The following is a 10,954-nucleotide window of genomic DNA, read 5'->3' as shown; positions in this document are numbered from 1 at the left end:
ATACTCTTTTTTTAAAAGAAAAAAACTCCCGTATTTCTACGAGAGTTTTAGTGGAGATGGGGGGAATTGAACCCCCGTCCGAAAAGGTAAACCAGGTGCCTCTACAAGTTTAGTTATGCGAAGTGGTTGTCGGGAGCCGGTAGCAGCATAACAAGCGTCGCCTCCGTATTCTGATTAAATGTCCTTCCTAAATACCAGAAACTTTAAGAAGCAAGTCCCGATGGGTAAAAGACGGGCCGGCAACGCGGAACAGAGCCGCCGGGGTCCTGCAAGGCAAACTAAGCTGCCATTGCGAACTGTTCTTCGTTAGAATCTTCTTCTTTACGTTTTGCAGTTATTTTTTTGTCAGTTTAAGGAACCTTCACTCCTACTTGCAACACAAGATTTCTCGATTCCGTCGAAACCGGTGCACCCCCAAGTAGTATTAAATATAAGCATAAATCCTAAAATCGTCAACCTTAAATCTGAGAAAGAGGGAATCTGTAAATGCTTCCGCAGTTACGGCAGACAATTTCAACAGGATCAAGGCCGTCTTTTTTCATAGCTTCCTTTTCTTTTGCAGGAAGATTTTTTAGGTAATTCAAATAACTTTCTTCATTACACTTGCAGTCAAAAATAATATCACGACTGAGAGTAATTGTCGGACTGAACTCCCGGAAAAGACCTAAAATAATATCTTCTGAATCTACAGTTTTTTCAGAATAAAGCTGACCTAAAGAAGGGCAGGCAGTAAAGGCATTCTCTACACGGCGGATTAAATCCTCTTCATCTTCGCTTTCTTCCTGATGGCTGTCTACCTGAGAACCAATTCCCTTTGTACCACCGGTTTTTGGCATAATCTGAAGATACATAGAACCAGCGCCGATAACCCTGCCCTGCTTATCAAACTGAACGCTTGTATTAAAGGCAGTTTTCAACTGCTCAGACTGGCTGAAATACCAGGCAAAATCCTTGGCAATATTTCCGTCATCAACATCAACAGTACTCTGCTGAGGATATTTATCATCCGGATGAACACGGCTTACTGTAAGATTACCAACTCCTAAAAACGGCTTTAAATCCCAGTTTTCAAGAGGCTTATCAAGTTTAATATGTTCGTTATAAAGATAGCCGCGGACATAACCTGTAGAATCAGCTTCTAAAGAATAACCTTCTGCACTGCCGGTTCCTTCATATTTAATGACAGTATGATCACGATCCTTCATCATAGGAATTGTAAGAGCTGCACAAAGTCCGGCCTGTCCCAGAATCATAGTTTCAAGAATTCCAAGCTTATGCTGCGCCCTCATCTGATTAACAAACCGAGTCCCATGAAAAAGCGCCCCGCGGACACGTCCATCCGCCATAGTAAAAATGCGTAATTTATCCTCTTCCAGCGACTCCAGGTGAGACTTAAGTTCTTTATCTGTAATTTCTGCTTTTATCATAAAAAATATAATAATGAATTTAGGAACTTTTATACAGTGGGAAGGAAAAAATGGCGCGAGGGAGTATAGCACAGGACGAAAACATTCTGTTTGTGGAGCGTCGCGATAGCGGCGCGTTTATAGTTTCTTAACCGCAAACAGCATGTAGCGCATTATTGCGCGGTTTCGTACTGGGCTATGCGAGCGGAAGCCATTTTTTGCTGTCGATTGATAAACAAGGCTAAAATCACTAGAATATTAATATTATATTTTTTAGAGGTATTACTATGGCAGTTGATGAAAAACTACAGACTGTACGTCACTCATGTGCGCACGTTATGGCAGAAGCTATTCTGAAACTGTTCCCTGGCACAAAAATTGCAATTGGTCCTGCTATTGAGAACGGTTTCTACTATGATTTTGAATTCCCAACCGAAACCAAGTTCACCGAGACCGACTTTGCAGCTGTTGAAAAAGAAATGCGCCGCATTATCTCTGGTAATCATGACTTTGTAAGAAAAGAAATCTCAAAAGAAGAAGGCCTTAAGCTTTTTGCTGACCAGCCTTATAAAATTGAACTGATTAAGGATTTGCCAGAAGGCGAAACTATCACAACTTACGAGCAGGACGGCTATCTTGATCTTTGCCGCGGCCCTCACGTTGCCAACACAAAAGAAATCAACGGACAGGCTTTTAAGCTTACAAAAATTGCAGGCGCTTACTGGCGCGGTGATTCTAACAACAAAATGCTGACCCGTGTTTATGCAGTTTGTTTTGCAAAACCAAATGACCTTAAAGATTATCTTAAGATGATTGAAGAGGCAGAAAAACGCGACCACCGTAAGCTGGGAACTCAGATGGATCTCTTCCACCTTGATCCGGAAGACCCAGGTCAGATTTTCTGGCATCCAAACGGATGGACTATCTACACAACAATTCAGGATTACATGAGAAAGATGGTTCGCCGAGATGGATATCTTGAAGTAAATACTCCTGCTATCATGCCTCGCACTTTGTGGGAACGCTCTGGTCACTGGGGACACTACCAGCAGAACATGTTCATCACAGAAAGTGAAAAACGTCTTTTTGCTATTAAGCCTATGAACTGTCCGGGTGCGCTTGAGATTTTCAAGAGCCGTCAGCGTTCATATAAAGACCTTCCTTTGCGTCTTGCAGAGTTTGGTCATGATGTTCGTAACGAACCAAGCGGAACCTTACACGGAATTATGCGTGTACGCGGCTTTGTTCAGGATGATGCACATATTTTGTGTACAGAAGAGCAGATTGGTGCCGAAGTTGCAAAATTCTGTAAGCTTTTGAAGGCTGTTTACCACGACTTTGGCTTTAATGATCTTGTAGTAAAATTCTCTACAATGCCTGAAGACCACGTAGGTGACCTTGCAACCTGGGAAAGAGCAGAAAAAGCCCTTTCTGACGCTTGTCACGAAGCTGGACTTACTTATGAAATTCAGCCGGGAGAAGGTGCCTTCTACGGTCCAAAACTTGAATTCAAGCTTTATGACTGCTTAGGACGAGAATGGCAGTGTGGTACAATCCAGGTAGACTATCAGCTTCCAAGTGCAGAACGTCTTGATGCAACATACATTGGTGCAGATAACCAGAAACACCACCCTGTAATGCTCCACCGCGCTATCCTTGGTTCTCTTGAGCGCTTCCTTGGTATTCTGATTGAAAACTTTGCTGGTGCCTTCCCAGCATGGCTGGCCTTTGAGCAGGTTGCAGTTGTTCCTGTAAGCACAGAATTCAATGACTATGCTAACGAAATAGCAGAAAAACTTCAGGATAAGGGCTTCCGCGCTAATGCCTACCTTGATGACGACAACATGAAGAGTAAGATTAAGGTGATTTCTACAGAACACCGCACCCCTTACATCCTTGTTGTTGGTCAGAAAGAAAAAGACGAAAAAGCAGTTTGCGTACGCTACCGCTTCAGCTCTGGTAAACAGCAGGAAACAAAATCCCTTGAAGATTTTATCAGCTACATCACAAAAAATGTAGAAGATAAATCTGTAGAGATTTAATAAAAGCTTTGTAATTACAGGAGGCACTTGCATAAAGCAAGTGTCCTTTTTTTTATCATTTTTTTTTACAATCCTGTTTTTACATGTTAAAATATTTCTTATAGAAATATGAGAGCACCAGCTAAAAATAATTTTAAACGTTCAAGTACTATTCTTTTTGAAAAATTCATCCGCTATCTGCTTCCCTCGATGCTAACAACAGCCGCATTTTCTTTAAGTGAGTTTGCAGACAGTATGCTTGTTTCAAATCTGCTGGGACAACATGCAATGGCAATTATACAGCTGGGCTTTCCCTTTGTAATGATTGCTTCAACAGCCTGCATTCTGATTGGAAACGGTGGTTCCACCTTATATTCAATTGCATTAGGCGAACGTAACAGGGAAAAAGCCGGAAAAATTTTCGTTCTTTCCATGCTTGCGGCACTTGTTCTTGGACTTATTATATATGCAATAGAGTTTTCTTTTTTTAATCCGCTTGCAAGCCTTGTCTGTAAGGAGCAGGAGCTTCTTCCTGAATTTAAAAGTTATCTTTTTGTACTTCTTTTTTCTTCTCCGGTTTTTATTCTCTTTCTTGCCTTTGTATTTTTTCTTCCCCCGAGTGGTGCGCCGTTTCTTGCAACTTTAATTCATATAATTGCAAATGTTGTAAATATCCTGATGGATTATGTTTACATCCACATATTTAATCTGGGAGTACAGGGAGCAGCCTGGGCAACCCTTACCGGCTATATCACAGCCATAATATTTACTATAATTGCTTTGAAAATCCTTCATGTTGATATAAGAAATAAACGGCCGGAAAAAACTGACTTAGCTTTTGTAAAGGATATTGCAGTAACCGGAAGTCCTTTTTCTATTAATCAGCTTGGATTTGCAATAAAATTTTCATTTTTGAATTCTTTTGTTGCAGCTCTTGGAGGCACTACTGCCCTGGTAGCCTTTTCCCTTTGCGTTCAGTCCATTTCCATTGTTACAATTTTTATAGGAGCAGTTCTTCAATCAACACTTCCTCTTATAGCAGTCCTTCACGGGCAGAAGGATTATCAGGGAGAAAGAAGGCTGCTTAAAATTTCCTACAATACTCAGTTTATATTTTCCCTTGTATGTGCTCTTTATTTTATTATATTACCCAAAAACTTTGCTTTCCTTTATGATATAAAAGAAGGTGCTGCACTTAGCCTTGCAGATTACGCCTTAAGGATTTTTTCCCTTCAGTATTTTATCAGAGGCTTTTATCTTATTTTTATGCCCTATTCTCAGATTTTAGGACATAAGTTTTCTTCCCTTTTTATAAGCATTTTTGACGGTTTTGGAGGCAATATATTACTCAGTCTGCTTTTATGCAGATTTATCGGGCTTGATGGTATCTGGTGGTCTTTTCCGGCAACCTCCTTTATTCTTTTTATTTTCTTTCTTCTTCTCCAGGGGCGTTTTCAAAAAGAACATGAAACTCCGCCTCTTCTTGATATCACAATCATTAATGATGACAAGGATATTTCTGAAGTTAGTAAAAAAGCCCAGGATACCTTTATTAGCGCAGGTCTCGATTCAAAAACAGCTTTAAAAGCTGCATTACTTATAGAAGAAACTGCTCTTTTTACAAAAAACCGCACTGAAAAAAACGGCTATCTAGATGTTCTTACAGCCCTTTATCAAGACAGAGTTGAAATTGACTTCAGGAGCATTGGTGCTACAGGCAATATAGATGAAAAATCTGAAAAGGATATAGAAGAAAACATCAGGTTTTTAAAATCCATTTCAGATAAAATTCAATATGATTTTATTATGGGCATGAGCACTATGAGAGTTATAATTAATAAAAAGGGATAATTTGCAATATTATTTTAAAATTAAAAAACCTTCTAGTTATTCACCAGAAGGTTCTACTATCGGGCAAGAGGGATTTGAACCCCCGACATCCTGGTCCCAAACCAGACGCGCTACCAGCTGCGCTATTGCCCGTTGCGTGATTAATAATATATACTAAACACAAAACTTAATCAATAGGTAAAAGTAGATTTTTGTAAAATTTTTGCATTTTTTTTTACAAAAATATTTAACTGATAACCTCTGCCAGAGCTTCGATTTCTCCCCCCTTGAGAATACGCTCAGGAAGAGTTTTTACAATACGAAGATGGACACTTTTATTAACAGTTAAAGGTTTATCTGTTTTTATTTCACAGTGAATGAAATTTTCAGTTACAGCATGATAAATCATAGTTTCAGATTTACCACTCATAACCAGAGGCCTGCGTACAGTCTCAAGAATTGCAGTTAATTCCTTACCTTCGAACTGTTTTACATAATTTATCTTATTCTTTATTGCAAAATCAGTAATTTTTTTTGCTCTCTCACCACTAAGGCTCTGAGGTACTTTCGGCTTCATAATAGCTGCAGGAGTTCCCGGACGCTCAGAATATGGGAAGGCATGAATCCATGAAAAATTACACTTATTACATAAATCCATTGTCTGCTCAAAATCCTCATCGCTTTCGCCAGGAAAACCCGTAATTATATCGCAGGCTAAAAAAGGATTATCTTTTACCTGACTAAGCTTTTGGCAGGCTGTAATTACTGCATCACGCTTATAGGCACGATTCATGCACTCTAAAACCTTATCACTTCCGCTCTGAACAGAAAGATGAAAATGAGGACGAACGCGAGGATTTTTAATTACCTGACAGAACTCGTCTGTAACAACTTCTGGATAAAGGCTTGAGATTCTAAAAGCAATTTTTTTTGTATTTTCCAGAAGAAATTTTAATAAACGGGTAAAATTAAAAACTTCCCCATTGTACTCGGCCCGGTACTGCCCAATATTTACAGTAGTAATTACAACTTCGTCATTTCCCTTTTCTTCAAGTTCCAGAACCCGCTGCAAGGCTGTTTCTACAGGAATAGAAACGCTTTTTCCGCGCGCAAGGTGAATTGCACAGTAAGTACAGGAATTATTGCAGCCGTCCTGAATCTTAATAGAAGCACGGGAATGGGCCACAAAAGAAGAGGTTGCAAGTTTAAACGAAGCTTCAGGAAAGCCTTGTTTTTGAGGAAGAGAAGAAGATATTTTATTATTTATTAGAGCCGCGAAATTTTCGGAACTAAAATAAGAAAGATTTTTTTTCAAAAGTGGAGGAATTTCTGCTATTCGGCTTTTTATCTGCCCGCCGATAACGGCAATTCTTTTATCTATCGCTTTGATTTCAGCTGGATTAAGCTGGGCATAACAGCCTGTAACAAGCACACAGGCATAAGGATATTTTTTAAGCTGTAAACGAATTATTCGTCTTGCCTTTTGCTCTGCCTTCTGGGTTACAGTACAGGTATTTAAAATACAAAGACGGGTTTCTGTATCTTCGGGCACACTGCTTGTAACGCCTTTCATATCTACAGAAAAACCGTCATCTATAAAAAATCTTGCAGCCGCCTCACTTTCAATCTGATTTAAACGGCAGCCTAATGTTTCAATTCTGACAATACTCACTATTCTAGTTTAATTTTGAACTAACCCGTTCTCGTCCACGGATTGCATCATAAAAAGTTGAATTAAGTTTTAATGCTTCATCATAAGCCTGCAAGGCTTCAGGATAATTTCCTGCCATTTCTCTTGCATAACCTACACGTGCCCACCAGCGTTCGCGGTTAGGCTCCTTCTTAACGGCCATTGAAAGAGAAATATCAGCATGCTGATACTTTGCCTGACGAATATAAATCTCACCCATATAATAATAGGCAGCACCAATTCTGGCACCGTTTTCACTGGCTGTAGCTGCGTATTTCTGGAACTGCTCAAGAGCACCGTTGTTTTTTCCAAGATAATATTTTGACTCACCAAAAATTTCGATTAGACGCAAGTCATAAGGGCTGATTTTAAGACCAGCTTCTGCCCTCTGTTCAGCCTCTGCATACTGCTTGTTAGCAACCAGAGACCAGCACAAAACAACATAGGAATCAATTCTGTTAGGATTATCATTGATTTCCTGCTCACAAACCTGAATTGCATCCTTGTAGTTTCCGTTGTGATAGAGAACAAGAGCATCCTGTCGAGCCTGTCCATAAAAATTAAAAGCAAAAACAAAAGCAACAATAATAAGAGAGCCAAACTTTTTCATTTTTTACTCCATTGATTTCATTGTACATTTACCAGTAAAGATACAGCCCGGTTCAAGAACAACCTTTTCAGTTGTGATATCTCCTTCAAGAGAGCCGGTAGAAGTAACAAAAATAAGTTTATTTCCGATTACATCACCACAAACTTTACCACGCACAAGAACCCTTTCTGCCTTAATGTCAGCATTCACAACAGCATTAGTATCAATTACAAGGTCACTTTCACTCATAATTGTACCGTTTACCTTTCCGTGAATCATAAAAGTTGTCTTAGTTCTGATATTTCCGGTAAAAAGAATATCATCCTCAATAATATTTTTGAAGGATTCTTCTTCCAGATCAAAAAAGTCTGTATCTTTTACGTCAAACATTATTTATCCTTAAGGCTATCTGCCCATCTGTGTGTAGTTTTTAGAAATCCAGTCCTTATAAGAACCGCTCTGAATGTGCTCAATCCAGGTAGAATTTGCAAGATACCAGTCTACAGTTTCCTGCAAGCCCTCTTCAAAAGTCATAAGACGTTTCCAGCCAAGCTGAGTCTTGATTTTTGTACAGTCAATGGCATAGCGCTTGTCATGACCAGGACGGTCTTTTACATAAGTAATTGTTTTTTCAACGTCTTCTACCTTTTTACCAGTTGCGGCGGCAGTAAGTTCAATTACCTTATGAAGCAGCTTGATATTCTGCCATTCGTTTTCACCGCCGATATTGTATTTTTCGCCTGTAACGCCGTTTTTTACAATCAGCCATACAGCACGGTTGTGGTCTTCTACATAAATCCAGTCGCGGATATTGTCGCCTTTACCGTAAACAGGAAGATTTTTTCCGTCCTTGATATTTGAAATCATCAATGGAAGGAGTTTTTCCGGGAACTGGTAAGGACCATAGTTATTTGTACAGTTAGAAAGAGTGATTGGAAGACCGTAAGTATGGAAATATGCCATTACAAGGTGATCTGAAGATGCTTTTGATGAAGAATAAGGAGAACGAGGATCGTAAGGAGTATCCTCACGGAAGTAACCTGTTTCACCAAGAGAACCGTATACTTCATCTGTAGAAATATGATGGAAAAGAACATCATCACGGAGGCTTCCGTCTTCTTTTTTCCAGTAATTGCGGGCAACATCCAGCATTGTAAAGGTTCCCATTACGTTGGTCTTTACAAAGGCTTCAGGGCCAAGAATAGAGCGGTCAACGTGGCTTTCTGCCGCAAAGTGAACTACAGTATCGATATCATACTGTTTGAAAATGCGTTCAATTTCTGCACGGTCGCAGATATCAACCTTTTCAAAAAAGTATCGCTGATTATTTCCAGCTGATTTTCCGAATTTCTCTTCTACATCAGAAAGACTTTCAAGGTTTCCTGCATATGTGAGGCAGTCTACATTTACAACTTTTCCGTCAAATGCTGCATCACTGAAAAGATTATTTTTTGCTGATGAAAGTCCAAAAAGATAATGGATGAAGTTAGAACCGATAAATCCGGCACCACCGGTAATCAGGATATTTTTAATTTTCTGCTCATTCTTCTATTTTAGCATATTTTCATATGTGGGGGAAGTTCAATTTCGAATAGGCTCTCCCTGCCATTCAAAGGAAGTGTAAGACGAACTGAAGCCAGAAGAAGAGATTTAATTTTCAAAGCTTTTTTCAAGGCCTTATTGAGTTTAAAGTTTCCGTGCTGGTCATCGCCCGCTATAGGGCAGCCGTTTTTTGCAAGATGGATTCGAATCTGATGCATGCGGCCGGTTTCCAGCTTAAGGCGCAAAAAAGAAAGACTTATATTCTCATAGCCTTCAATTTCTGTTGTAAAATTCTTTTCCTCTTCTACAGTAAAATATGTAACTGCAGATTTTTCACTTCCGTGCTGTATAAGTTTTTCTGTAATGACACCCTTTTTGTCTTTCATTTTTCCGGCACAGATTGCAATATATTCTTTTTTTACAGCTTTTGAAGAAATCAGTTTTGTCCATTTAGAGGCTGCAAAAGGAGACTTAGCAACAATCATAAGACCGCTGGTATCTTTATCAAGGCGGTGAACAAGATAAACCTTCTGACCGGTCTGAAGGGCAAAATCATTATCAAGGGAATGCTTTACCCCCTGACCACCCTGAACACTGAGGCCAGCAGGCTTATTTATCACATAAATTTCATCATCTTCATATAAAACAGGAATAGAATTCATCCGAAATATAATAATAAGGATAAAACAAAATGACAACCAAACTTATTTACAAAAAACTTTCAGCTTTATTCATTGCCTTTTTTGCAAGTCTCTGCCTCTTTGCAGAACCTGTTATTGACGAGACTTTCGGTTATTCTCTTGATATTCCAGAGGGATATGAACTTTCGGCAACTACAAACGATAATCTTAGCCTTGCTTTTAATCATAAAAATCTTCCGGTTACACTTGCGGTAAAAATTTATGAAAGTACGGAAGATGCTTTCAGCGTACTGCAGACGGCACTTGAAAAAATCGGTTCAAAGGACCAGGCAGGAAGCTTTGAATGGAATAATAAGCTTTGCGCAATTTCTAAAACTTCTTTTGAACTTGCAGACGGTCAGGAATTCGGAGGCTGGGCTCTATGTGCGCCGACAAAACTTGAAGGTTATTTCCTTACCCTTCTCTGCTATGCTCCAAAATCAATTTCTGAAAAATGTAATTATTTTATTATGTCGACCTTAAATTCCCTTCAGATTGGAGATGAAAAAACTACAGGAATAGTTACAGAATTTGCCTATCCAAAACAGGGTAAGCAGGATATTCAGCTTGTTATTGACGGCAAAAAAATCAAAACAAGTATTGATAAAAGTGATGCAGAAGCCTCTGAGTTCGTTGTAAATATTGAATTTGCAGTACTTACAATGTACGCAAATCACCCTCAGAAAATGGAAGCCTGGAAACGTTATTACCGGCTTATTTACCGCGACTCTTATGCCCGCTTAAGTCATGTAAGTAATGATATTTACAAGGCTCTTTCTGCAGATATAAAAAGTAAATCACCAAAGAATATAGAACTTGGTTATGCACAGGCTCTTTTAAGCTGGGTACAGACCTTTGATTACAAGCGGGCAAAAGTAAAAACAAATTCAGATTTTACCCCGCTTCCTGCAATTCTTACAGGAGAAGGAAGCGACTGCGACAGCCGTTCCATGCTGGTAAGTCTTTTGTTAAATGCAAAAGATATTCCTTCTGTGCTCTTATTAAGTCCGGCCTTTTCTCATGCAATGGCAGGAACAGAAATTAAGGCTCCGGGACAGACTTTTACAGACCCGGAAAGTAAAAAGGAATATCTTATGGGCGAAACCACCGCTAAAGTTACTTGGGGCACAATTGCTCAGGACCATGCAGATAAAAGCAAGTGGTTTGCTATTGAATTGAACTAAAATGGATAAAAA

At 39.3% G+C, this 10,954-nt stretch carries 9 protein-coding genes, 1 tRNA gene and 1 other RNA gene; 3 read left to right on the top strand and 8 right to left on the bottom strand.

What is annotated here, in order from left to right:
* Positions 1 to 48: 48 nt before the first annotated feature.
* Positions 49 to 416, bottom strand: a transfer-messenger RNA (tmRNA) gene (gene ssrA / locus MSI_RS14380).
* Between the two features lie 42 nt (positions 417 to 458).
* Positions 459 to 1,427 (bottom strand): Hsp33 family molecular chaperone HslO, encoded by a 969-nt coding sequence (locus tag MSI_RS12125; RefSeq protein WP_009107480.1) that lies wholly within the window; start codon positions 1,425 to 1,427, stop codon positions 459 to 461.
* A 266-nt stretch (positions 1,428 to 1,693) separates the two neighbouring features.
* On the opposite strand from MSI_RS12125, the gene thrS reads away from it, so the two are divergent.
* Complete coding sequence (thrS, locus tag MSI_RS12120; protein WP_009107478.1) at positions 1,694 to 3,448, top strand: threonine--tRNA ligase; 1,755 nt, start codon at positions 1,694 to 1,696, stop codon at positions 3,446 to 3,448.
* A gap of 108 nt (positions 3,449 to 3,556) precedes the next feature.
* On the top strand, positions 3,557 to 5,278 hold the full coding sequence (locus MSI_RS12115) for an MATE family efflux transporter (RefSeq protein WP_009107477.1): 1,722 nt from the start codon (positions 3,557 to 3,559) through the stop codon (positions 5,276 to 5,278).
* 59 nt (positions 5,279 to 5,337) lie between these two features.
* Here the strand turns inward: MSI_RS12115 and MSI_RS12110 are convergent.
* The 6 genes from MSI_RS12110 to MSI_RS12085 form a co-directional block, all read right to left on the bottom strand.
* Positions 5,338 to 5,410: transfer RNA gene (locus tag MSI_RS12110), tRNA-Pro, on the bottom strand.
* A 94-nt stretch (positions 5,411 to 5,504) separates the two neighbouring features.
* Positions 5,505 to 6,929, bottom strand: coding sequence for a tRNA (N(6)-L-threonylcarbamoyladenosine(37)-C(2))-methylthiotransferase MtaB (mtaB, locus tag MSI_RS12105; RefSeq protein ID WP_009107476.1), 1,425 nt, complete (start codon positions 6,927 to 6,929; stop codon positions 5,505 to 5,507).
* A 4-nt stretch (positions 6,930 to 6,933) separates the two neighbouring features.
* A complete protein-coding gene (locus tag MSI_RS12100; protein ID WP_009107474.1) occupies positions 6,934 to 7,557 on the bottom strand; it encodes a lipopolysaccharide assembly protein LapB in 624 nt (207 codons plus the stop codon).
* Positions 7,558 to 7,560: 3 nt separating this feature from the next.
* Positions 7,561 to 7,926: a polymer-forming cytoskeletal protein gene (locus MSI_RS12095; RefSeq protein WP_009107471.1), complete on the bottom strand. Its 366-nt coding sequence runs from the start codon at positions 7,924 to 7,926 to the stop codon at positions 7,561 to 7,563.
* Positions 7,927 to 7,941: 15 nt separating this feature from the next.
* Positions 7,942 to 9,069, bottom strand: coding sequence for a dTDP-glucose 4,6-dehydratase (gene rfbB / locus MSI_RS12090; protein WP_039924859.1), 1,128 nt, complete (start codon positions 9,067 to 9,069; stop codon positions 7,942 to 7,944).
* A 20-nt stretch (positions 9,070 to 9,089) separates the two neighbouring features.
* Positions 9,090 to 9,740, bottom strand: coding sequence for an RluA family pseudouridine synthase (locus tag MSI_RS12085; RefSeq protein ID WP_009107467.1), 651 nt, complete (start codon positions 9,738 to 9,740; stop codon positions 9,090 to 9,092).
* A gap of 29 nt (positions 9,741 to 9,769) precedes the next feature.
* Here MSI_RS12085 and MSI_RS14170 point away from each other — a divergent pair, with 29 nt between their 5' ends.
* Positions 9,770 to 10,942 (top strand): hypothetical protein, encoded by a 1,173-nt coding sequence (locus MSI_RS14170; protein WP_009107465.1) that lies wholly within the window; start codon positions 9,770 to 9,772, stop codon positions 10,940 to 10,942.
* Positions 10,943 to 10,954: the final 12 nt, after the last annotated feature.

The sequence above is a fragment of the Treponema sp. JC4 genome (assembly GCF_000260795.1).
In the GTDB taxonomy this organism is placed as follows: domain Bacteria; phylum Spirochaetota; class Spirochaetia; order Treponematales; family Treponemataceae; genus Treponema_D.
This window is presented reverse-complemented; position numbering and strand designations above follow the sequence as displayed.